Here is a 22,078-nt window from a genome sequence, read left to right as displayed (position 1 = left end):
GATCGGAAAAGTGAAATTCTGTATTCGAAACGGCCCCTCCGTCAAGGTATGAGCCGGTGACGAACCGAATTCCCGGTGGGCGCTGCGAAACGCCGCTGTGACTTCGCCGCACTTGGCTCTAATGTAACGCTGTTGCCGCGGTCACATCGGCAACGGTGTTTCCGAGGGAAGGTTTTGCAGACGACACTGCTCGGACTGGCAATTGCTCTCATCGTTGCCCTGGTCGCAGCGCTGATCGGTCCGTTTTTTATCGACTGGAACCAATTTCGCCCGCAGTTCGAGGCCGAAGCCTCGCGCGTCATGGGGGCACCCGTGCGCGTGGATGGCACGCTTGACGCGCGGCTGCTGCCGACACCAACGTTACGGTTGCAATCGGTCACGGTCGGCGGTGACGGCGATGCCGGCAAGGTCCATGCCGATAAGCTCGATGTCGAATTCAGCCTGAGTTCGCTCATGCGCGGTGACTGGCGCGCGAGCGAATTGTCGCTCAACGGGTTTGCACTGGACCTCGGCCTCGATCGGGAAGGACGCTTCGAATGGCCCGCATCGATCGGTAAATTCAGTCTCGGGTCGCTGACGATCGACCGGCTGAACCTGACGGGACGGATGTCCCTGAATGATGCTGCAAGCGGCACCACGTTTCATATTGATGATCTTATTTTCAATGGGGATGTCCGCGCCCTGGCCGGCGTGGTTCGCGGCGAGGGGGCATTTACCCTGCAAGGCACGCGCATGCCGTTCCGCGTCTCGTCCGGCCAGACCAACGACGGCAAGGGCACCCGCGTGCGCTTTTCCGCGGATCACACCGCGCGAGCGGTGTCGGGGGACCTCGACGGCGTGCTGACCTTCGATGCGCAAGTGCCGAAGTTCGAGGGGGCATTGACGCTCACGCGGCCGGCGGATGCAAAATCGAACAGCACATTGCCGTGGAAGATTTCGTCGCGGCTTAAAGCCAATCCATCGTCTGCGACATTCGATCAGATCGAAGCTGTGATTGGGCCTGAGGAAAGCGCGCTGCGGCTGACCGGTGGCGGTGATCTTGGCTTTGGCACATCGCCGCAGTTGCGGCTGACCCTGTCTGCGCGGCAGCTTGATGCAGACCGTCTGCTGGCGAAGGATGCTGCGAATAGCGAGCCGCTGCGATTGCTCCCGGCGACGCGCTCGTTGCTAACGGCATTGCCGCCACTACCGATTGCCACCCACATCGAGCTGAGCGCAGAGCAGATCGCTCTTGGTGGGCGCTCGATCCAGAACTTTGCTGCCAGTCTTCAGGGCGGGCCGGATGCCTGGGTTGTCGATAAGCTCGAGTTGCAGTCGACAGGCAGCACCCGGTTATCGCTCAGCGGAGCGATCAAGCCGCTGGGAGAAAATGCCGGCTTTTCCGGCCCCTTCGATCTTCGGACAGGTACTGCGAAGACTTTGGCGGACTGGCTGCAGGGGCGCAGCTTTGTCTCTTATCGCAGCGAGTTGCCGGTCGGGATATCCGGCAATCTGTCCGTCGGAAAAGATCAGCTCAGCATCAGTGCAATGAAAGCCGATATCGACGGCAGCCCATTGGAGGGGCGCGTTGCATTCCAGGGAGCCCGGCTTGATGCGGAGGTGAAATCTCCGTCTGCCGATCTCGACGATATGAAAGCGCTTTTGAATTCGGCCGCCGGTCCGCAATTTGAGTGGCCGTCCGAGGCGAAACTCTCTGTCGAGATCGCGCGCGCGAAACTCGGCGGCGAGGACGTCAGCCCGGTGATCGCGCGCCTGTCCTATGGACCGAAGGTGGCTTCCATCGAACGCCTGGACATCGGCCGGGCGGACAACATGGCCATCAGCGGCAGCGGTTCATTCGATCGAGGTGGAAATACCGGAAAACTGTCGTTCGCAGCCACCGTGCCGTCGCTCGATCGTATCAGTGGCTTCATCGCCCCATTTTCTTCTGCTGTAGCGGATCGGCTTAATGCGCTCGCGAAAACACCAGAGCCCGCGCGGTTGAAATTGTCGGCGAGCCTCGACAAGGCATCCGACCGCAACGACCGCATGAACGCGCGTGCCGTGCTGGATATCGACTCTCCGCAGATCAAGGGCGCCATGACGTTGGCGGCGACCCCGCCCCGCACCGCGGTGCAGTCGTTCGACACCGCGTCGCTGGAGCGAACGGAATTCAACGTCGAGACTACGCTCGCGTCGAATCAGACAACATCGATGCTGAAATTGCTCGGACTGGATGGTGTGCTTGCTGCACAGGACGGGCCGGCGAAATTCGAGTCGTCAGTTGCCGGCGTGTGGCGGGCGCCATTGCGCGTGAAAGCGAAGCTGTCCGGCGCCGGGGTCGATGGCGATCTGCAAGGAACAGCTGATCCTCTCGCGGAGCCGTCTACGGCTGCCCTGAATGTCGCTATACGCCATGCCGATCTCGGAGCGTGGTTCGATATCAAGCCCACCAACATGGCGTCGCTCGATGCCAGCCTGACGTCGCGTGTGAGCATGTCAGGACCCACGTTTAAGCTCGAAGACATTGACAGCACGATCGGTGGCGCTCGCGTTCGAGGGCATCTGACTCTGACGCGGGGTGATGAGACCGGTATTGATGGCGAGATCGGCATGAACACGCTTGATCTGCCCTCCGTGACCGCGCTTGCCTTCGGTGCAACGGGCCACGATCCATCCGAACCGCTCGGTCGCGGATTGTTGCGCGGCTGGCGTGGAAAACTGTCATTCGAAGCGCTGCGAGCGGCATTACCAGGAAGCGGCGAGCTGCGGCCCTTGAAGGGGGCGGTTAAAGGAGACGGCAAGTCGCTTGTGCTCGAAAACGTCAAGGGTAGCATCGGCGGCGGGGAGGCGACCGTAGCTCTCGACGCACGTCAGACGGTTCAGGGCACCTCGATCAATGCGCGCCTGCAACTCACGAACGTCGATGGGACCGCGTTGCGTTATCGTGGCCTCGCGATGCCGCAAGGGCAGACGTCGCTGGACATGTCGCTGGCGAGCCAGGCGCGCAGTGCCGCCGGGCTGTCCGGCGCTTTATCGGGCGCGGGCACAATGACGCTGAAGGATGCACGTATTGCAGGATTGGATCCGCGCGCGTTTGAGGTTGGCATTCGAGCCAGCGACAACGGGCAGGCGTTCGATGACGAGAGCCTGAAAAGAATTGTCGATCCGGTGCTGTCAGCCGGAGCACTGCCGGTCGCGTCCGCTCAAGTCCCATTCACGATCAGGGACGGGCGGTTGCGGGTTGAGACGACGACGATCGAGGGCGAGCGCGGCCGTGTGTTGGTGGCGGGGGGCTACGACCTCGCGGCAGATCAGGCGGATATTCGTGCGGTACTGTCGCCCATTCCGACAAGGCCGATCACGGGACGCCCGGAGATACGGATTGATCTCAACGGATCACCTGATGCCATGACGCGTTCGATCGATGTCGCTGCATTGTCGTCATGGCTGGCGATGAGGGCGATCGATCGTGAAACGCGACGGCTTGATCAGCTCGAGCAGGGCGTGACCGCTCCGCCGCCAGAGTCCGACGATCTATGGGAGGAGCCGGCTGCAGAGCCGCTCCCGCAGTCGGATGTGCGGATTCCGCATCGCGATCCTCGCAGGAAGCTTCCTGCGGCCGCTAAACCTGCGCCACCTCGCGTCAGTGTGCCGCCTGCAGCTAATCCGCAAGTCTCGAAACCCGACCCATCGGTTGCGAATTCGAACGTTCAGCCACTGCCGCCGCCCATCACGGTGCGTCCTGCACCGGGGGCTGTCCGTGCACCGCCGCCACCCAGGCCGCGTCCAGCGCCGCCATTGGTGCTGACACCGCCGAGCTCCGGCACATTCTGAGCGGTTTTTTTCGAGGAAGACTCGAGGAAAGTACGAGCGCTGCCGCACTTCGCGGCGGGCACTGGATTTCGCGGTTCCGCGGAAACTTACTGACGGGTTTCTTCCAAATGCGAAGCGCTGCTGCCGGTGCTCTGAATCGGCGGCATGGCGCGCGACCGGAAGTAGTCGAGAACGAACAGGCGAATAGCCGACGACAGGTTTCCTTGCTGCCGCCCGCCATCGATCTCGCCGACCAGCTCCGACAAGGTCAGGTGCTTCACCGAAGCAATTTCCTTCATGCCGTTCCAGAAAGCTTCTTCGAGGCTGACGCTGGTCTTGTGACCGGCGACGACAATCGAGCGTTTGACGACTGGTGATTTCATGTGGAGCTCCCGTCGTCGATGCGATGTTGATCCAGCAATTTCGTTGCCTGCTGCTTCTGCAGCTCATCGCGTTGACGTTCGCCTTTGGTGCGGCCAAAAAGTGCACGATTGGCTTCGGCTTCCTTTGCCGACCCCTCGCGCGCAACTCGCTTCTTAAATCGGTTCAAATTGACCAAATCGCCCACGATGCCCCCATCATCTTTCAAACGGATGCAATGCGCGGCCTGTCGGCGTACGCAAATTGATAATTTGTCTCGACTTGTTCGAGTCTCATAGGAACCGTTCCTTCGTCGCGAGCCGTAAGCTCGCGAGACGTTCCTGTGATTTAGCATGCGTTACGGCATGCAGGTAGCCAATCGGGCTAACTATTTGGCAGGTGCGACGACATGACAGTGCCCATGGCATACAGCTGAATGGGTTAGCCGGGGTGCGTCATCTTGTCCGGCTGAACCAGTTTGTCGAATTCCACCGCCGACACCAAGCCGAGCCGCAGGGCTTCCTCTTTGAGCGTCGTGCCCCGTGCGTGTGCGGTCTTCGCAACCTTGGCGGCGTTGTCGTACCCGATCTTGGGCGCCAGCGCTGTCACCAGCATCAGCGAACGTTCCATCAAGTCATGGATGCGCTTTTCATCCGCGCGGATGCCGACAACGCAATGTTCTGTAAACGAGCGAGCCACATCCGCCATTAGCTGGATTGATTGCAGCATGCACTGCGCCAGAACCGGCTTGTAGACATTCAGTTCGAAATGCCCCTGGCTTCCTGCAACCGTGATCGTCGTATGGTTGCCGAAGATTTGGCAACACACCATGGTCATCGCTTCGCACTGGGTGGGATTGACCTTGCCGGGCATGATCGATGAACCGGGTTCATTCTCGGGCAAAATCAGTTCGCCCAATCCCGAGCGCGGTCCTGAGCCGAGCAAGCGGATATCGTTGGCGATCTTGAACAGGCCGGTGGCAATCGAGTTGATCGCACCGTGAACGAACACATAGGCGTCGTTGGAGGCCAGCGCTTCGAACTTATTCGGAGCGCTGGCGAACGGCAGCTTGGTGATGGTTCGCACGTGCTTTGCGAACAGTTTGGCAAAGCGCGGCTTCGAATTGAGACCGGTCCCCACCGCCGTTCCGCCTTGTGCGAGCGGGTAAAGATCCTTCGTCGCAACGCGCAGCCGCGCGATGCCGCTTTCAACCTGAGATGCATAGCCGGAGAATTCCTGTCCCAGCGTCAGCGGCGTCGCGTCCTGTGTGTGCGTACGGCCGATCTTGACGATTTTTCCGAAGGCTTTTTCCTTCTGACGCAGCGCTTTAAGGAGCACGGTCAAAGCCGGGATCAGATCGTTCGTGATGCGCTCGGCGGCAGCGATATGCATCGCCGTTGGAAACGAATCGTTCGAAGACTGGCTCATGTTGACATGATCGTTGGGATGAACCGGCTTCTTCGTCCCGGGTTCGCCACCGAGCAATTCGCTGGCGCGATTGCCGATCACTTCGTTGAGATTCATGTTGGTCTGTGTGCCAGAACCGGTCTGCCACACCACCAGCGGGAAATTGTCATCGAGCTTGCCTTCGATGACTTCGCGGGCCGCACGAATAATTGCGCGGGCGCGCCGTTGGTCGAGCAGGCCAAGCTCAAGATTGGTCTGGGCGGCTGCAAGCTTCACGATGGCCAGCGCGCGAATAATCGGCATCGGCATCCGTTCGCCACCGATTTTGAAGTTATGCTTGGAGCGCTCAGTTTGCGCACCCCAGTATCGATCTCCCGGCACCTCGATCGGTCCAAAGGTGTCGGTTTCAGTGCGCGTTGGTTTTTTTGAAATGGCCATGGTGCTTTCCGGTACGATGCAGTGAGGTAAAGCTTAGGGCTTCACAGTCGTCACGCGCAATCTATCGGCCAAGTCTGCCGCGCGGAGAGAAGCGGGGATTAGAACGTATCGAAACAACTGCCACCAGGATTGGCAGTGGAAGCCGCTGCTCCTTGCTTAGCGGACATCCCGGAGATCCGCCGATGCCTTGTTCGACGGTACCAACGAATCGTTGGCGACCTCCGGGATGACACCCGAGTTGGCGCAGACTTGTCCTATATCGGTGACCGCTGGCGTCTTGTCAGGCGTCCCGGGTGAGAGCGGGAAAGCCTTGCCGTAAGTGGATGGCCCGCCAGAGCGGACCAGTGGGGCGGTTATTTCTTGCGGAATCGGTCCAACCGCACGACTTCGGCGCCTTCACCCTGTTTCGGGGATTCGTCGGCGGCGGTCTCTGTTTCAGCCGCGCTGGCGGGCTCGGCAACAGGAGCGGGCACGATCTCAGCGCTCGGGGCGCTGGCAGCCTCTTCGTTTGCTTCGAACTGCAGACCGAATTGCACTGACGGGTCAAAGAAGCTCTTGATTGAGCTGAACGGGACCACCAGACGCTCAGGGATGCCATTGAATGACAGGCCGACTTCGAAGCGGTCGTCGGTCACCACCAGATCCCAAAACTGATGTTGCAGGATGATCGTCATTTCCTGCGGATACTGCGACAGCAGACGGGGCGAGATTTTCACGCCTTCTGCTGTGGACAGGAAGGTGATGTAGAAATGATGTTCCCCTGGCAGGCCGTGTTCGGCCGCATCCTTCAGCACCTGCCGCAGCACGCCACGGAGCGCATCTCGCGCCAAAACGTCATAACGAATGTGGTCCGTGGCCATGAGTAATCCTGTCGAACTGGAACTTTAGGGTGGTGCCGACTCAACGATCCGACTCGACCTCACGTTCCGCATCGTATCCTGCGGAAACCGTACGGTCAGCAGGCACACGCGTGCAGACTGCAGAAATTTCGCGCAATTGAGGGCAAAATTGAGTGGAGGCTTCTGTTGCCAGGTGCCTCCGAACCCCGCCTAGCGGAGCTTAACCCGCTAGGACTTTAAAGTGGTCTTTCAAACTGCGTTACGCAGCCTGAGCAACCGGAGCATAGTTGTCGTTTGCAACTATTGCATAGCCCGATAACGGCGGAACCATACCGAGAAAAAACTCGCCCTTTACGCCCTCGTCGATCCTGTTTCGCCCCCGCCGAAACCCGCCGAAATCAGCAAGGAAGGTTCGGGTTTTGGTGGAGGCGCCGGGTGCTGCCCCCGGGTCCGAATGGTTTATTACGACGGTCATTTATTTCCATAGCCGGCGAACCGGCACCCCCAATATAGGGGGCAAAGCTTTACGAAAAAAGGTCCGTTTTGGGGTCCGAGCGCCGCCTGGGGAAGGTTGCGCACAGCGCATGTCGGTAGGGCCGCATATATCGGTTGGCCTGCAGCCTCGGTCATTTTAAATCGGGGCATGTCTTCAGATTCCTTGCCGGTCGCCTCTCCGCCATCTGACGCGCAGACCTCTCAACAGCCAGGATTGCTTGAGCTGTTTTTTGCGTTTGCCAAGATGTCGTTGGCCGGCTTTGGCGGGGTCCTGGTGTGGGCGCGCCGGGCCATCGTCGATCAACATCGCTGGATGACGCCGGAGGAGTTCAACGAGGCGTTCGCCTTGTGCCATTTCCTGCCGGGACCCAACATCGTCAACTTTTCCGTGGTGTTCGGCGGGCGCTTTCGCGGCATTCCCGGCAGCATCGCAGCCTTCCTTGGCCTCATTGGCCCGCCGGTGATCATCGTCACGGTTCTGGCGGCAATTTACGCGCGATACGGGCAGATTCCGGCGCTGCAACGGACATTGATGGGGGTGTCATGCGCAGCTATCGGGCTGTTTTTGGCCGTCACCGGCCGCATGATGGTGCCGCTCCTGAAAAAGCGTGACCCCGTCATGCTCGTTCAGCTCGCTGCGGTTTTCGTCGCTATCGGCATTCTGCGATTGCCGCTGGTACCCGTGCTTCTGATTGCGATTCCGGTCAGCATCTTTGTCACGTTCCTCGTGCGGCGGCGGGTGGCGACATGAATTCTCCAGCCGGCACCCTGCTGACCATTGCCTGGACGTTCGGGTTGATGTCGCTGCTTGCGATCGGCGGGGCGAATTCAACCATTCCCGAAATGCATCGCGTCGCGGTAGAGGCCCAGCATTGGATGTCGGATTCGCAATTCGCCGACATGTTCGCAATTGCGCAATTGTCACCGGGGCCGAACGTGCTGATTGTAACGCTCATCGGCTTCCATGTGGCGGGTGTTGCGGGGGCACTGGTCGCTACATTCGCCATGTGCGGTCCATCCGCGATGTGTGCCTATTTCGTCAGCAACCTGCTCCGGCGCTCCAGCCATGCCGCCTGGCCTGCAATTTTTCAAGCTGCACTTGTTCCGATTTCCATCGGTTTGATGTGCGCCAGCGGTTTCGTTCTTACACTTACGTCGGATAGGACATGGGCTGCAGCAGCCATTACGATCTCGGCCGCCGTTCTGGCCCTCACCACCCGCCTCAACCCGGTCTGGATGTTGATTGCTGGAGGCTTGCTTGGTTTTGCTGGTATCGTTTAAGGAAAATCGCTAAGCAAAGAGTATCGGGGTAACCCCGGTCCAAAAAGTAGAACGGACGAAGTCCGAAATTGGGGGATACGTCGATGAGTGAAGCGCCTAGCAGCGCAACCAATCCGTCTACACAACGCGGTTTCATCAAAGGGCCACAGGATTTCTATGGCGGCCTGGTTTTGGTGGCCGTCGCTCTGTTCGCTCTGTGGGCATCGAGCGATCTGGCCGGGATGCGAGGCTTTTCGTTTGGGCCAGGCACAGCGCCACGCATGTTCGGCGTGCTGCTGGCCATTCTGGGTGTAGGCATTACAGTCACCGGCTTTTTTTCTGAAGGGGCGCCGCTGCAGCGCTACGGGATCCGCGGCCCGGCCTTTGTGACAGCGGCGATCCTGTTCTTCGCGTTCGCCATTCGTCCTTGCGGACTGATCATCACTGCTTTTCTGGCCTTCGTTATCGCCTCGCTCGGTTCAGATGAAACGAAGCTGAAAGAAACCGTCATCGTCGGAGCATTGCTGACTGCCGGCTGTGCTCTCCTGTTTCCTTATGCACTTGGGCTGCCGCTGGAGCTGCTGCCCCGCGCGCTGATGCGGTGAGGCCGAGACGATGGATATTTTTGCAAATCTTGCTCACGGTTTCGCCGTCGCATTATCACCCGTCAACCTGGGCCTCTGTCTGATCGGCGCGCTTGTCGGTACGCTCGTCGGCGTGCTGCCTGGCATCGGCACGATCGCGACCGTCGCTATGCTGTTGCCGATCACATTCGGATTGCCGCCGGTCGGCGCGCTGATCATGCTCGCCGGCATCTACTACGGCGCCCAATATGGTGGCTCCACGACGTCCATCTTGGTCAACATCCCCGGTGAAGCGGGATCGGTTGTTACTGCGCTGGACGGCTTCCAGATGGCCAAGCAGGGACGTGCTGGTCCTGCGCTTGCGATCGCGGCCATCGGGTCGTTCTTTGCCGGCTGCGTCGCGACCGTGCTGATTGCGATCCTGGGCGCACCGTTGACCAAGCTCGCGCTGGCTTTCGGTCCGGCAGAGTATTTCTCGCTGATGATCCTTGGTCTGATCTTTGCCGTCGTGCTGGCCAAGGGCTCGGTGCTCAAGGCCATCGCAATGATTGTGTTTGGTGTGTTGTTGTCGATGGTCGGATCGGACATCGAAACCGGTGCATCGCGCATGTCGTTTAACATTCCAGAACTCGCTGACGGTCTGGGATTCGCGACGGTCGCAATGGGCGTGTTCGGTTTTGCGGAAATCATTCGCAATCTTGATCCGGGCGCTGCGATGGATCGCGATCTGGTCCAGCAGAAGATTTCCGGTCTGATGCCAACCAAGAAGGATATGAAGGATGCAGCACCCGCGATCCTGCGCGGAACGCTGTTGGGATCGATCCTCGGCATTCTGCCAGGTGGCGGTGCGGTCATCTCATCCTTTGCCGCCTATACCTTCGAGAAGAAGATTTCCAAGTATCCGCAAAGATTCGGCCGCGGAGCCATCGAAGGTGTCGCCGCGCCGGAAAGCGCCAACAATGCCGCGGCGCAGACCTCATTCATTCCGCTCCTGACGCTTGGCATTCCGCCTAACGCCGTGATGGCGCTAATGGTTGGCGCTATGACCATTCATGGCATCGTGCCGGGGCCACAGGTCATGCAGAAGCAGCCAGATCTGGTCTGGGGCATGATCGCTTCGATGTGGATCGGCAACCTGATGCTGCTGGTCATCAACCTGCCGCTAGTCGGAATCTGGGTACGTCTGCTGCGGGTGCCGTATCGTTTGCTGTTCCCCTCGATCGTGGTGTTCTGCTCAATCGGTATCTACTCGGTCAACAACGCTCCGGCCGATGTCATTATGGCCGCTGCATTTGGCCTCGTTGGCTACTGGTTGGTGAAGCACGACTTCGAACCTGCGCCGCTGTTGCTCGGCATGGTGCTCGGACCGCTGATGGAAGAAAATCTCCGGCGTGCGCTTTTGATCTCGCGCGGCGACTGGACGGTGTTCTTGACTCGTCCGTTGTCGGCAAGCCTGCTCGGCATTGCCGCGTTCCTCCTCGTGCTGGCACTGCTTCCCGCACTGCGCAAAAAACGCGACGAGGTCTTCGTCGAATCCGAGAGCTAAAGGGGTGCGGCGTTGCGCCGCGCCCTTCAGCCCCAAGTCGAATAGACTCCTCTGCCAAGGTGATGTTGACACTGGCGGACAGAATTACCTGTCCGTAATTACAAAATTGGCTCCGGGAGAAGGCTATGAATTTGTTTAAGCGTATGCTTGCGACCTGCGCGTTTTCAGCGCTGGCCGCAGCGGGCGCGGCATCCGCGCAAGCGCAGGATTATCCGACGCGAAATATCACGATGATTGTGCCGTTCGCAGCAGGCGGTCCAACCGACGTCATCGCACGGATCGTCACCGGTCACATGCAGCAGACGCTCGGCCAAACGATCATCATCGAAAACGTGGTGGGTGCTGGCGGCACAACCGCTTCAACCCGCGCCGCGCGCGCGACGCCGGATGGCTACACGCTCATCACCGGCCATATGGGGACGCATGCCGCCTCGGTGCCGCTCTATCCGAATCTGGCCTATCATCCGGATACCAGCTTCGAGCCTGTCGGACTGCTCGCCGGCACGCCGATCCTGATTCTGGCGCGTAAGGATTTCCCGCCGAAGGACCTCAAGGAGTTCGTCACTTACGTGAAGGCGAACACCGAAAAGCTCAACGCGGCTCACGCCGGCGTCGGTTCGGTTTCCTATTCGTCGTGTCAGTTGCTGAACTCGGTGCTCAAAATCAACCCGACCGGTGTTCCGTTCAACGGCACCGGTCCCGCGATGAATGCGCTGGTTGCTGGCCAGGTCGACTACATGTGCGACCAGATCGTGAATGCTGTGCCGCAGATCAACGGGGGCACCATTAAGGCTTATGCGATCGCGACGCCGGAGCGCAATCCGTCACTGCCGAACGTGCCGACCACGGCCGAGGCGGGCCTGCCGGAATTCCAGGCTCAGGCCTGGAACGCAATATTCGCACCGAAGGGGACGCCGCCGGAAGTCGTGGCAAAGCTGAACGCCGCCATCGTGAAGGCGCTTGATGACGAAACCGTCCGCAAGCGCCTGCTTGAGCTGGGCAGCGTTATTCCAAAGAAAGAAGAACGGTCTCCCGAAGCGCTTCGCACGCTGGTTCGCAGCGAAATCGCCAAGTGGACCGCGGTGCTGAAGCCCCTTTCCAACTGACCACGTTCAAATTGTTTAGGTCGCAAAGGGCGGAACGCGGGTTCCGCCCTTTGTCGTTTGTGCCTCAGACGTCTCACTTTTCGGGGTATAATCATTATCTAACCCGAATCGCCGGAGACGGATGCGGCGCAGGGCGGCTAGATAGGCGAACGCACAGAGACCTACGTCCGCGAGCCAGATCGACCATGAACCAGTATCACGACCTGCTAGAGCGAATTCTCAGCGACGGGGCGGAGAAAACCGATCGCACCGGAACCGGCACGCTATCCGTGTTCGGTCACCAGATGCGGTTCAATCTGGCGTCGGGATTTCCGATGCTGACGACGAAGAAGCTGCCGCTCAAGTCGATCGTCCATGAACTACTCTGGTTTCTGAAAGGCGATACGAACATCCGCTATCTTCAGCAGCACAACGTCACAATCTGGGATGAGTGGGCGGACGAGAATGGCGACCTTGGACCGGTCTATGGTTCGCAATGGCGGTCATGGCCCGCGCCTGATGGCCGCAGCATCGATCAGATTTCGAACCTCATCGACATGATCCGGAAAAATCCGGATTCGCGCCGCTTGATTGTCAGCGCCTGGAATCCGGCCGAAGTAGACAAGATGGCGCTGCCGCCATGTCACTGTTTGTTCCAGTTCTATGTCGCCAACGGCAAGCTGTCCTGTCAGCTCTATCAGCGCTCTGCGGACGTGTTTCTCGGAGTGCCGTTCAACATCGCGTCGTACGCGTTGCTCACCATGATGGTCGCGCAGGTGACAGGACTGAAACCGGGCGATTTCGTTCATTCGCTGGGTGATGCGCATCTGTATTCCAATCATCTCGAGCAGGCGCGGCTGCAATTGACCCGTCCAACGCGGCCGTTGCCGACCATGACGATCAATCCCGAGGTGAAGGACATCTTATCGTTCCGCTACGAGGATTTTAAACTCGAGAACTACGATCCGCATCCGCACATCAAGGCCGAGGTTGCGGTGTGACCGCATCAAGGCCTGCCGGCGATCGTCCGGAGATCGTTTTCGTCGTGGCTGTCGCGGAGAATGGCGTGATCGGCCTCGACAACGCCATGCCGTGGCGCTTGAAATCTGACTTACAGCGCTTCAAGAAAATCACGTTGAATCGGCCAGTGATCATGGGCCGCAAGACGTTTGCCTCTATTGGCAAGGCGTTGCCCGGACGGACCAACATCGTCGTGACGCGCGACCGGACTTTTCAGGCTCCAGGCGTTGTTGTGGCAACGTCCCTTGAAGCCGCGCATGACATTGCGCAGGGGGACGCGCTGCGGCGTTTCGTCACTGACATCATGGTGATCGGCGGTGCCGAACTGTTTTCACAATGGATGCATATGGCGGAGCGTCTGGAGATCACGCAGGTGCACGCGACGCCCGACGGCGACACGTTTCTGGCTCCGGTTAGTCCGAAGGAATGGGCAGAAGTCGCGCGTGTACGCCACGCGAAGGGTGAGAATGATACGGCGGATTTTTCCTACGTCACATATAAACGGCATAGCTGAAGCCGCCCCCGCATATAGTCGCAGTGGTGCGCGTTAACCGCGTCAGGCGATGTTTACATTGACAAATTTCCCCTGCGTCCTAGCTGTTTCGGGCCGACAACCTGCGTTGTAAGGACCGGGCGTGTCCCCTATAAGGCCAGAGATTGCGGGGCGAGAGCCCTGCGCGGAGGAGAGTATCGATGCCGTGGAAGAATCAAGGCGGTGGCCCGTGGGGTCAGGGTCCGAAAGGCCCGTGGGGGGCGGGACCGCAGTCACCGGGACCGCGTCCGCCTGATCTCGAAGACATCCTCCGTCGCGGTCAGGACAAGTTACAGAATTATCTGCCGGGCGGTCATCTGAGCGGCATGGGCATCCTGCTGGTTCTTGTCGCCGCCTTGGCAATTTGGGGATTGTCCGGCTTCTTCCGTGTGCAGTCCGAAGAGCTCGGTGTGGTTCTGCGTTTCGGCAAGCACGTGCGCACAGTGCAGCCGGGCCTGAATTATCATCTGCCTTATCCGATCGAGACGGTGCTGCTGCCGAAGGCGTTGCGCGTGTCGACGCTCAGCATCGGCATGCGCGTTGTGGACGATTCACGACGTGGCGGCGGCACCACCATTCGCGACGTACCGGAAGAGAGTCTGATGCTCACCGGCGACGAGAACATCGTCGATGTGGATTTCACCGTGCTGTGGCGCATCAAGCCGGATGGTGTCGGCGACTTCCTGTTCAACATCCAGAATCCCGAAGGCACCGTGAAGGCCGTTGCTGAGAGCGCAATGCGCGATGTGATCGGCCGCTCCAACATCCAGCCAATCCTGACCGGCGCACGCACCACGACGGAAGCCGCCGTGCTCGAATTGATGCAGAAGACGCTCGACATTTATGGTTCGGGTATTTTGATTCAGCAGGTTCAGATGCAGAAGGTTGATCCGCCGCAGCAGGTCATCGATGCATTCCGCGATGTGCAGGCGGCCCGTGCCGACCTCGAGCGGTTGCAAAACGAAGCGCAAACTTATGCCAATCGCGTCGTACCTGATGCCCGCGGTCGCGCTGCGCAGATTCTGCAGGTCGCGGAAGGTTACAGGGAACAGGCGATCGCCGAGGCCAAGGGCCAGAGCGCGCGCTTCCTGAAGGTCTTCGAAGAGTACAAGAAGGCGCCGGACGTGACGCGCGAGCGCCTTTATCTCGAAACCATGGAGCGTGTCCTCGGCAATTCCGACAAGGTCGTGCTTGATCAAGGCGGAGCGTCATCATCGCCCGGGGTCGTGCCATATCTGCCGCTCAGCGAGCTTGGACGCCGCACTCCGCCATCTCCGGCACCGGCGCAACAACAGAGCGGGAGCACCCGATGAAAAACGGCATCGCAGGTATCGTCGCTCTGTTCGTTCTGCTGATCGCAATCGTCGTCGGCTATAGCTCGATCTTCACAGTGAACCAGACCGAACAGGCGCTCCTGGTGCGGCTTGGTGAGCCCGTGCGCGTGATCACGGAACCGGGGTTGAATTTCAAAGTTCCGTTCATCGATACAGTGATCACCATCGACAAGCGTATCCTCGATCTCGAGAATCCGGCGCAGGAAGTCATCGCATCGGATCAGAAGCGTCTCGTTGTGGATGCGTTCGCTCGGTATCGCATCAAGGACCCGCTGCGCTTCTATCAAACTCTTGGTTCGATTCAGGCCGCCAACATTCAGCTGACCACATTGTTGAATGCTTCTCTGCGTCGCGTGCTCGGTGAGGTGACCTTCATAAACGTCGTGCGTGATGAACGCGACGCGTTGATGACCCGTATTCGTGAACAGCTTGATCGTGAAGCCGCCAGCTATGGCATCTCGGTGATCGATGTCCGTATTCGGCGCGCGGATCTGCCGGAGCAGAACAGCCAGGCGGTGTATCAGCGGATGCAAACGGAACGTCAGCGCGAAGCGGCTGAATTCCGGGCGCAGGGCGGTCAAAAGGCGCAGGAAATTCGTTCTCGTGCCGATCGCGAAGCAACCGTTATCATCGCGGATGCCAATTCACAGGCGGAACAGATCCGTGGTGCGGGTGACGCGGAGCGCAACCGCTTGTTTGCCGAAGCCTACAGCCAGGACCCCGATTTCTTCGCCTTCTATCGTTCGATGTCGGCATATGAGACCAGCCTGAAGAGCAATGATACGCGCTTCTTGCTGCAGCCAAACTCGGAGTTCTTCCGTTTCTTCTCCAACCCGACTGGCAAGCCTGCGGCTGCTCCGGCGAATGCCGGTGCCACGTCACAGCGCTGATATGAAGATAATCCGGCGCAGTCAGTCGGGAGCGCTTGGCGGATGAAGTCTATCGGGTACGGCGATTTCCTTGTCGGGATCGGGATGGTGCTGGTCATTGAGGGGTTGCTGTTCGCAGCACTCCCTCATGGAATGCGCTCGGCGATGAAAAGTGTGTTTTCCTCGCCGGACAACATGCTTCGGGTTGTCGGGCTCGTCTCGGCGGTGCTGGGCCTGATTTTGATCTGGCTGGTGCGGCATTAGTTAGCTGGCCGGCCGGTTTTGCAGTATATTGATGCCAATCGAACAGCCGGCCTGACGTCGTCGTGACGGGGAAAGCCCGGTTTTCGCCGCAATCGGTGCGTTCATCATTGGAGACACGCCAGTTGGCGATGCTTGCCTCGATGTCGTTTTCGAGCGCACTGTAGAACCAGTGATCCGACCTTTTTAGGAGACCTTTCGACCATGTCCGATGCGTTTCAAGCATTGACTCGCCGTATGCTGCCGCTGGCTGCAGCGATTGGCTTTGCCGTTGTGGCGACGCCCGCTTTTGCCCGGGGACCGGACGGCATCGCGGATGTCGCGGAAAAAGTGATCGACGCGGTCGTCAATATCTCCACCTCGCAGACCGTCGACGCGAAGGGCGGCGATGAAGAAAAAAGCAGCCCTCCCAGTCGTGGGAACAAGCGCGGCGCGAATCCGCAACTGCCGCCAGATTCTCCTTTCAGCGAGTTCTTCGACGAATTTTTCAAGAACCGCCGCGGTGGCATGGGCAACGGCAACTCGCCCCGGAAGGTGAATTCGCTGGGATCCGGTTTCATCATCGATACCGATGGCACCGTGGTGACGAACAACCACGTCATTGCCGATGCGGACGAGATCAATGTCATTCTCAATGACGGAACCAAGATCAAGGCGGAGCTGATCGGGCGGGACAAGAAGAGCGACCTTGCCGTGCTCAAGTTTACCCCGCCGGAGAAGAAACTCACTGCCGTCAAGTTCGGTGACTCCGACAAGCTGCGGCTGGGTGAGTGGGTCATCGCCATCGGAAACCCGTTCAGCCTGGGCGGCACGGTGACTGCCGGCATCGTCTCGGCGCGCAACCGCGACATCAATTCCGGTCCATATGACAACTACATTCAGACCGACGCTGCTATCAATCGCGGCAACTCCGGCGGACCGCTGTTCAATCTCGATGGTGAAGTCATCGGTGTGAACACCGCGATCATCTCGCCATCGGGCGGGTCGATCGGCATCGGCTTTGCCGTGCCCTCGAAAACCGTGATGGGCGTGGTCGATCAGTTGCGCCAGTTCAAGGAAGTTCGACGTGGCTGGCTGGGCGTTCGCATTCAGCAGGTGACCGACGAAATTGCGGAAAGCCTGAACATCAAGCCGGCGCGCGGCGCACTGGTCGCCGGAGTCGATGATAAGGGGCCGGCCAAACCGGCAGGCATTGAACCTGGCGATGTCGTCGTCAAGTTCGATGGCAAGGACATCAAGGAGATGAAGGATCTGCCACGCGCCGTCGCTGATACCGCGGTCGGCAAGGCGGTGGATGTCGTCATCATCCGCAAGGGCAAGGAAGAGACCCGCAAGGTCACGCTTGGCCGTCTCGAGGACGGCGAGAAGCCGATCGAGGCGTCCGCCAAGACCACGGGTCCGGCCGAGGCCGAGAAGACGGTCACGCAAAAGGCATTGGGCCTCGATCTCGCCGGTCTCAGCAAGGATCTACGGACCCGCTACAAGATCAAGGAGAGCGTCAAGGGCGTCGTCGTGACCAATGTCGATGCCGCCTCCGATGCGGCTGAGAAGCGCCTCGGGGCTGGCGACGTCATCGTTGAAGTGGCGCAGGAAGCGGTGACCAACGCCGCGGACGTGAAAAAGCGCGTCGATCAACTCAAGAAGGACGGCAAGAAGTCGGTGCTTCTGCTGGTGTCGAACGGTGAGGGCGAACTGCGGTTCGTCGCGCTGAGCCTGAAGTAAGGCGACTCGAAGCAATGATCTGTGTGATGGCCGGGCTTTGTCCCGGCCATCAACGTTTGAAAATGCGTTTTAGCCGGATACGAAGTCTGATCGCTTGTAACCCTGCGCATAGAGCAGCGCGCTGAGATCACCATGGTCAACCCGTGCGCGGGCGGCGGCGGCAACAGCCGGCTTGGCGTGATAGGCGACACCCAGGCCCGCCTGTTCGATCATGCCGAGATCGTTGGCGCCGTCGCCGACCACCAGCGAATCCAGATTGTCGAAATCGAATGCCTCACGCAGATCCACGAGAGTCGCGAGCTTCGCCTCGCGGCCCAGGATCGGCTCCGCCACGTGGCCGGTCAGTTTGCCGTCTTCCGTCAGCAGTTCGTTGGCGCGGTTTTCCTGGAAGCCGATCATTTCGCCCACGCGTTTTGTGAACAGGGTGAACCCGCCTGACACCAGGCAGGTATACGCACCGTGGGCCCGCATGGTGCGGACGAGTTCAACAGCCCCGGGCGTGAGTGTGATGCGGGTCTTGAGAACCTCATCGACGACTGAGACCGGCAAGCCCTTCAGAAGCGCCACGCGTTCGCGCAACGCCGGCTCGAATTCGATCTCGCCGCGCATGGCGCGTTCGGTAATGGCCGCGACATGCGCCTTGAGCCCGGCGAAATCAGCCAGCTCATCGATGCATTCCTGGCCGATCATGGTGGAATCCATATCGGCCAGCAGCAGCTTCTTGCGCCGGTCGAGTTGCGGTTGCACCACGATGTCGACGCGGATGCCATCCATCGCCTCGCGCAGGCGGTTGGAAATTGTCTGAACGTCGTCGGTGCTGCTAAACCGGATATCGGCGGCGACGCCCTCGAACAACCAGTCGCCATGCTCGGGCGAGGGGAGCGCGGAACGTGCGGCATCGATGGCCGTGCTGTCGAGCTCGGGTTCGGCGGGATTGCAGATGAGCGTGGCGACGAGAGACATGTTGATCCGATGTTGAACGACAATGTGACGCGGAAGCAGGATGGTCCTGAAGCGGTGCTTATCGCAGGGCCCACAGCCAGCGGCAAGTCAGCGCTGGCGCTCGCCCTTGCCGAGGCCACCGGCGGCATCGTCATCAACAGCGATTCCATGCAGGTCTATCGTGACTTGCGTATCATTACGGCGCGGCCGACTCCGGACGACGAAGCGCGAGCGCCGCACCGGCTTTATGGCTACTGCGATGCGTCGGTGAATTGTTCGGCCGGGTCGTGGGTTGCGGACGCAGCCGCCGTCCTCAAGGAGGCAAAGGCCGAAGCCCGCCTGCCGATTTTCATCGGGGGTTCCGGCCTTTACTTCAAGGCCCTGACCCGAGGGCTGTCGGCCGTCCCGCCTGTTCCGGCCGAGGTGCGGGAGACTGTCCGTCTGCGTCTCGACCGGGACGGCGTGGAGGCGCTGCATGCTGAGCTTTCAAGGCGCGATCCCGTGTCCGCGGAGAAGCTCAAACCGCGCGACCGGACCCGCATCGCACGCGCTTTGGAGGTCATTGAAGCCACCGGACGCTCGCTGCGGGAGTGGCACCAGGAGGGTCTGCCGCCCCTGCTGCCAGCCGATCGGACGGTCGCGGTATTCCTCGCGCCGAACCGCGATGACCTCTATGCCAGGATCGACAGGCGCTTCGCAACGATGATGGACGCAGGGGCACTGGAGGAGGTTGCTCGGCTCGCCGCGCGTGGGCTCGATCCGCTGTTGCCAGCGATGAAAGCCCACGGGGTGCCGGCCCTGATCCGCTATCTGGCAGGGGAGATGACACGGGACGAAGCTATTTCGATCGGTCAGGCCGACACCCGCCGTTACGCCAAGCGTCAGTTCACCTGGTTTCGGCATCAACTGCCGGAATTTGAGTGGGTGGCGCCCAATGAGGCGGGCGCATGGCTCTCCCACGCACTTTCGCTCTCGTCGAATGCATTTCGAGCGGATACGCTGCCAACCTCAGTCCAGACTTGACTTTCGGCGCGTGGGCCGTATAACCGCCGCGCAACCTTTGGAAATTCGCAGCTAAACATGCGCAATAAAGTTACAAGCGTAATTATTCTTGTCGTACCCTGGCGCACCGCCGGGGGTGGCTGACGGCCACCCACGACAAGGCGGTGTGCGAAGGGTCCTCTCGGGCCCTTTTTTATTGTCCAGTCTCGAACGACCCGCGCCACGAGCGCTCCGGAGCGAACCATGAGTGAGAGCAAGAAACACGATCCCAACCAGATGACCGGCGCGGCAATGATCGTACGCGCGCTCGCCGATCACGGGGTCAAGCACATTTTCGGCTATCCGGGTGGTGCGGTTCTTCCGATTTACGACGAGATTTTCCAGCAGAGCGAAGTCGAGCACATTTTGGTGCGGCACGAGCAGGGCGCTGGCCACGCCGCGGAGGGCTATGCCCGTTCGACGGGCCTGCCTGGGGTGGTGCTGGTCACATCGGGTCCGGGCGCGACCAACATGGTGACGCCGCTCACCGACGCACTGATGGATTCGATCCCGCTGGTCTGCATCACCGGCCAGGTGCCGACCCATCTGATCGGCAACGACGCCTTCCAGGAATGCGACACGGTCGGCATCACGCGGCCCTGCACCAAGCACAATTGGCTGGTTCGTCGTATCGAGGATTTGCCGAAGGTGCTGCATGAGGCGTTCTACGTCGCCACCACCGGGCGTCCCGGTCCGGTGGTCGTCGACGTGCCGAAGGATGTCCAGTTCGCCACCGGCACCTATCATCCGCCGCGCAAGTCCGACGTGCACGTGTCCTACGCGCCGCGCGTGAAAGGCGATGCCTTGCAGATCCGCAAAGCCGTTGCATTGCTCGCCTCAGCCAAGAAGCCGGTCATTTACACCGGCGGCGGCGTCATCAACTCGGGCAATGAGGCCTCAAAGCGGCTGCGCGAACTGGTCGAGGCAACGGGCTTTCCGATCACGTCGACGCTGATGGGGCTCGGTGCCTATCCGGCATCGGGCAAGAATTGGCTCGGCATGTTGGGTATGCACGGCACTTACGAAGCCAACATGGCGATGCACGATTGCGACGTCATGTTGTGCGTCGGCGCGCGTTTTGATGACCGCATCACCGGCCGCACCGACGCGTTCTCGCCGAATTCGAAGAAGATCCACATCGACATCGATCCATCGTCGATCAACAAGAACATCCGTGTCGATGTCCCGATCATCGGTGACGTCGCGAATGTGCTCGGCGACATTCTGCAGGTGTTCACGGCGGAAGCGAAGAAGCCCGATACAAAGGCGTGGTGGGCGCAGGTCGATAAATGGCGGGCGCGCAACTCGCTCGCTTACAAAAAGAACAACGATATCATCCTGCCGCAATATGCGATCCAGCGGCTGTACGAGCAGACCAAGAACCTCGACACCTACATCACGACCGAAGTCGGTCAGCATCAGATGTGGGCAGCGCAGTTCTATGGATTCGAGCAGCCGCATCGCTGGATGACATCCGGCGGCCTCGGTACCATGGGCTATGGATTGCCGGCGGCGCTCGGCGTGCAAGCGGCGCATCCGGATAGCCTCGTCATCGACATCGCGGGCGACGCCTCGGTGCAGATGACGATCCAGGAAATGTCGTCGGCGGTTCAGCACGAGTTGCCGATCAAGATCTTCATTCTGAACAACCAGTACATGGGCATGGTTCGGCAGTGGCAGCAGTTGCTGCACGGCAATCGCTTGTCGCATTCCTACACCGAAGCGATGCCGGACTTCGTCAAATTAGCGGAAGCTTACGGCTGCGTCGGGATGCAGGTCATAAAGCCCGGCGATCTCGATGGAGCGATCCAGGACATGATCAAGGTCAAGAAGCCGGTGCTGTTCGATTGTCGTGTCGCGGCGCTCGAGAACTGCTTCCCGATGATTCCGTCGGGCAAGGCGCATAACGAGATGCTGCTGCCGGAAGAAGCCAACGACGAAGCGACCGCCGCGGCTTTCGCCGGCGGCAAAGCGCTGGTCTGAGACAGGATTGAGGACAATGACAATGGACCAGCCCGCATCCGCTTACTTCATGGAAGACCGTCACGATCCGAACGAGGCGCACACCCTTTCTGTTCTCGTGCAGAACGAGCCGGGTGTGCTCGCGCGCGTGATCGGCCTGTTTTCGGGCCGCGGTTACAACATCGAAAGCCTCACGGTGTCGGAAACCGAGCATGCCAAGCACATGTCGCGGATCACCATCGTGACGACCGGCACGCCGATGGTGATCCAGCAGATCAAGCATCAGCTCGATCGCATGATTCCGGTCTATCGCGTCGTGGACATGACCCTGACCGGCCGTTCCATCGAACGTGAACTTGCGATGGTGAAGGTCAAGGGCACCGGCGATCCGCGTGCCGAGGCACTGCGGCTGGCGGAAGCCTTCAAGGCGCGTGTCATCGATGCGACCACTGAGAGCTTCATCTTTGAAATCACCGGTGCGTCCGACAAGATCGACCAGTTCGTCGCCTTGATGGTCCCGCTCGGACTGGTCGAAGTGTCGCGCACCGGCGTCGCCGCAATTTCGCGCGGGCCGGAGGGGATGTAA

Annotated in this window: 20 protein-coding genes and 1 other RNA gene; 15 read left to right on the top strand and 6 right to left on the bottom strand. The window is 60.0% G+C overall.

Annotated features, from left to right (window positions below):
• The first annotated feature begins 174 nt into the window (after positions 1–174).
• Entirely contained in the window at positions 175–3,816 is a 3,642-nt protein-coding gene (locus ACP0KA_RS04320; protein ID WP_424627606.1) for an AsmA family protein, read from the top strand.
• A gap of 86 nt (positions 3,817–3,902) precedes the next feature.
• On the opposite strand, the gene ACP0KA_RS04315 is transcribed toward ACP0KA_RS04320, so the two are convergent.
• From ACP0KA_RS04315 to ssrA, 5 genes are all read right to left on the bottom strand, one after another.
• Positions 3,903–4,178 (bottom strand): ribbon-helix-helix domain-containing protein, encoded by a 276-nt coding sequence (locus tag ACP0KA_RS04315; RefSeq protein WP_424627605.1) that lies wholly within the window; start codon positions 4,176–4,178, stop codon positions 3,903–3,905.
• The gene (locus ACP0KA_RS04310) at positions 4,175–4,363 is read right to left on the bottom strand and encodes a DUF4169 family protein (RefSeq protein ID WP_424627604.1); all 189 of its coding nucleotides are present in this window, start codon (positions 4,361–4,363) and stop codon (positions 4,175–4,177) included. Before ACP0KA_RS04310 ends, ACP0KA_RS04315 begins: the two co-directional genes overlap by 4 nt.
• 233 nt (positions 4,364–4,596) lie before the next feature.
• Positions 4,597–6,000, bottom strand: coding sequence for a class II fumarate hydratase (fumC, locus tag ACP0KA_RS04305; protein WP_424627603.1), 1,404 nt, complete (start codon positions 5,998–6,000; stop codon positions 4,597–4,599).
• Between the two features lie 353 nt (positions 6,001–6,353).
• Positions 6,354–6,860, bottom strand: a complete 507-nt coding sequence (locus tag ACP0KA_RS04300; protein WP_424627602.1) for an SspB family protein — start codon at positions 6,858–6,860, stop codon at positions 6,354–6,356.
• 151 nt (positions 6,861–7,011) lie between these two features.
• Positions 7,012–7,378: a transfer-messenger RNA gene (ssrA, locus tag ACP0KA_RS04295) on the bottom strand.
• A gap of 104 nt (positions 7,379–7,482) precedes the next feature.
• On the opposite strand from ssrA, the gene ACP0KA_RS04290 reads away from it, so the two are divergent.
• The 11 genes from ACP0KA_RS04290 (at position 7,483) to ACP0KA_RS04240 (ending at position 17,547) form a co-directional block, all read left to right on the top strand.
• On the top strand, positions 7,483–8,085 hold the full coding sequence (locus tag ACP0KA_RS04290; RefSeq protein ID WP_424627601.1) for a chromate transporter: 603 nt from the start codon (positions 7,483–7,485) through the stop codon (positions 8,083–8,085).
• On the top strand, positions 8,082–8,615 hold the full coding sequence (locus ACP0KA_RS04285; protein WP_424627600.1) for a chromate transporter: 534 nt from the start codon (positions 8,082–8,084) through the stop codon (positions 8,613–8,615). The genes ACP0KA_RS04290 and ACP0KA_RS04285 overlap by 4 nt, the downstream gene beginning before the upstream one ends.
• 83 nt (positions 8,616–8,698) lie before the next feature.
• Positions 8,699–9,199: a tripartite tricarboxylate transporter TctB family protein gene (locus ACP0KA_RS04280; protein ID WP_424627599.1), complete on the top strand. Its 501-nt coding sequence runs from the start codon at positions 8,699–8,701 to the stop codon at positions 9,197–9,199.
• Between the two features lie 10 nt (positions 9,200–9,209).
• A complete protein-coding gene (locus ACP0KA_RS04275; protein ID WP_424627598.1) occupies positions 9,210–10,724 on the top strand; it encodes a tripartite tricarboxylate transporter permease in 1,515 nt (504 codons plus the stop codon).
• Between the two features lie 125 nt (positions 10,725–10,849).
• Positions 10,850–11,830 carry a tripartite tricarboxylate transporter substrate binding protein BugD gene (locus ACP0KA_RS04270; protein WP_424627597.1) on the top strand — a complete coding sequence of 327 codons (981 nt, stop codon included), beginning with the start codon at positions 10,850–10,852 and terminating at the stop codon, positions 11,828–11,830.
• A 185-nt stretch (positions 11,831–12,015) separates the two neighbouring features.
• Positions 12,016–12,810: a thymidylate synthase gene (locus ACP0KA_RS04265; RefSeq protein WP_424627596.1), complete on the top strand. Its 795-nt coding sequence runs from the start codon at positions 12,016–12,018 to the stop codon at positions 12,808–12,810.
• Positions 12,807–13,343, top strand: a complete 537-nt coding sequence (locus ACP0KA_RS04260; protein WP_424627595.1) for a dihydrofolate reductase — start codon at positions 12,807–12,809, stop codon at positions 13,341–13,343. The genes ACP0KA_RS04265 and ACP0KA_RS04260 overlap by 4 nt, the downstream gene beginning before the upstream one ends.
• Positions 13,344–13,522: 179 nt before the next feature.
• Positions 13,523–14,674: an FtsH protease activity modulator HflK gene (gene hflK / locus ACP0KA_RS04255; protein ID WP_424627594.1), complete on the top strand. Its 1,152-nt coding sequence runs from the start codon at positions 13,523–13,525 to the stop codon at positions 14,672–14,674.
• A complete protein-coding gene (hflC, locus tag ACP0KA_RS04250) occupies positions 14,671–15,585 on the top strand; it encodes a protease modulator HflC (protein ID WP_424627593.1) in 915 nt (304 codons plus the stop codon). The genes hflK and hflC overlap by 4 nt, the downstream gene beginning before the upstream one ends.
• A 42-nt stretch (positions 15,586–15,627) precedes the next feature.
• Positions 15,628–15,828 carry a DUF2065 domain-containing protein gene (locus ACP0KA_RS04245; protein ID WP_424627592.1) on the top strand — a complete coding sequence of 67 codons (201 nt, stop codon included), beginning with the start codon at positions 15,628–15,630 and terminating at the stop codon, positions 15,826–15,828.
• 201 nt (positions 15,829–16,029) lie between these two features.
• Positions 16,030–17,547: a DegQ family serine endoprotease gene (locus ACP0KA_RS04240; protein WP_424627591.1), complete on the top strand. Its 1,518-nt coding sequence runs from the start codon at positions 16,030–16,032 to the stop codon at positions 17,545–17,547.
• Positions 17,548–17,616: 69 nt separating this feature from the next.
• Here the strand turns inward: ACP0KA_RS04240 and serB are convergent, their stop codons facing one another.
• The gene (serB, locus tag ACP0KA_RS04235) at positions 17,617–18,510 is read right to left on the bottom strand and encodes a phosphoserine phosphatase SerB (protein WP_424627590.1); all 894 of its coding nucleotides are present in this window, start codon (positions 18,508–18,510) and stop codon (positions 17,617–17,619) included.
• 9 nt (positions 18,511–18,519) lie between these two features.
• On the opposite strand from serB, the gene miaA reads away from it, so the two are divergent.
• From miaA to ilvN, 3 genes are all read left to right on the top strand, one after another.
• Positions 18,520–19,512 carry a tRNA (adenosine(37)-N6)-dimethylallyltransferase MiaA gene (gene miaA, locus ACP0KA_RS04230; RefSeq protein WP_424627589.1) on the top strand — a complete coding sequence of 331 codons (993 nt, stop codon included), beginning with the start codon at positions 18,520–18,522 and terminating at the stop codon, positions 19,510–19,512.
• Between the two features lie 222 nt (positions 19,513–19,734).
• Positions 19,735–21,513 (top strand): acetolactate synthase 3 large subunit, encoded by a 1,779-nt coding sequence (locus tag ACP0KA_RS04225; protein ID WP_424627588.1) that lies wholly within the window; start codon positions 19,735–19,737, stop codon positions 21,511–21,513.
• A 22-nt stretch (positions 21,514–21,535) separates the two neighbouring features.
• Entirely contained in the window at positions 21,536–22,078 is a 543-nt protein-coding gene (gene ilvN, locus ACP0KA_RS04220) for an acetolactate synthase small subunit (protein WP_424627587.1), read from the top strand.

Origin of the sequence: Bradyrhizobium sp. SYSU BS000235, from assembly GCF_049747295.1 — a bacterium.
Classification (GTDB): domain Bacteria; phylum Pseudomonadota; class Alphaproteobacteria; order Rhizobiales; family Xanthobacteraceae; genus Afipia.
The sequence above is the reverse complement of the archived record's forward strand: the minus strand, read 5'-3'. Positions and strand labels throughout refer to the sequence as shown.

What these genes read in the sequence shown, in the direction of transcription:
- hflC (WP_424627593.1), top strand. Translation starts at nt 14,671, where the DNA reads ATGAAAAACGGCATCGCAGGTATCGTCGCTCTGTTCGTTCTGCTGATC.
- ACP0KA_RS04275 (WP_424627598.1), top strand. Translation starts at nt 9,210, where the DNA reads ATGGATATTTTTGCAAATCTTGCTCACGGTTTCGCCGTCGCATTATCA.
- ACP0KA_RS04240 (WP_424627591.1), top strand. Translation starts at nt 16,030, where the DNA reads ATGTCCGATGCGTTTCAAGCATTGACTCGCCGTATGCTGCCGCTGGCT.
- serB (WP_424627590.1), bottom strand. Translation starts at nt 18,510, where the DNA reads ATGTCTCTCGTCGCCACGCTCATCTGCAATCCCGCCGAACCCGAGCTC.
- ACP0KA_RS04270 (WP_424627597.1), top strand. Translation starts at nt 10,850, where the DNA reads ATGAATTTGTTTAAGCGTATGCTTGCGACCTGCGCGTTTTCAGCGCTG.
- ACP0KA_RS04265 (WP_424627596.1), top strand. Translation starts at nt 12,016, where the DNA reads ATGAACCAGTATCACGACCTGCTAGAGCGAATTCTCAGCGACGGGGCG.
- fumC (WP_424627603.1), bottom strand. Translation starts at nt 6,000, where the DNA reads ATGGCCATTTCAAAAAAACCAACGCGCACTGAAACCGACACCTTTGGA.
- hflK (WP_424627594.1), top strand. Translation starts at nt 13,523, where the DNA reads ATGCCGTGGAAGAATCAAGGCGGTGGCCCGTGGGGTCAGGGTCCGAAA.
- ACP0KA_RS04225 (WP_424627588.1), top strand. Translation starts at nt 19,735, where the DNA reads ATGAGTGAGAGCAAGAAACACGATCCCAACCAGATGACCGGCGCGGCA.
- ACP0KA_RS04285 (WP_424627600.1), top strand. Translation starts at nt 8,082, where the DNA reads ATGAATTCTCCAGCCGGCACCCTGCTGACCATTGCCTGGACGTTCGGG.
- ACP0KA_RS04245 (WP_424627592.1), top strand. Translation starts at nt 15,628, where the DNA reads ATGAAGTCTATCGGGTACGGCGATTTCCTTGTCGGGATCGGGATGGTG.
- ACP0KA_RS04300 (WP_424627602.1), bottom strand. Translation starts at nt 6,860, where the DNA reads ATGGCCACGGACCACATTCGTTATGACGTTTTGGCGCGAGATGCGCTC.
- ACP0KA_RS04280 (WP_424627599.1), top strand. Translation starts at nt 8,699, where the DNA reads ATGAGTGAAGCGCCTAGCAGCGCAACCAATCCGTCTACACAACGCGGT.
- ACP0KA_RS04290 (WP_424627601.1), top strand. Translation starts at nt 7,483, where the DNA reads ATGTCTTCAGATTCCTTGCCGGTCGCCTCTCCGCCATCTGACGCGCAG.
- miaA (WP_424627589.1), top strand. Translation starts at nt 18,520, where the DNA reads ATGTTGAACGACAATGTGACGCGGAAGCAGGATGGTCCTGAAGCGGTG.
- ilvN (WP_424627587.1), top strand. Translation starts at nt 21,536, where the DNA reads ATGGACCAGCCCGCATCCGCTTACTTCATGGAAGACCGTCACGATCCG.
- ACP0KA_RS04315 (WP_424627605.1), bottom strand. Translation starts at nt 4,178, where the DNA reads ATGAAATCACCAGTCGTCAAACGCTCGATTGTCGTCGCCGGTCACAAG.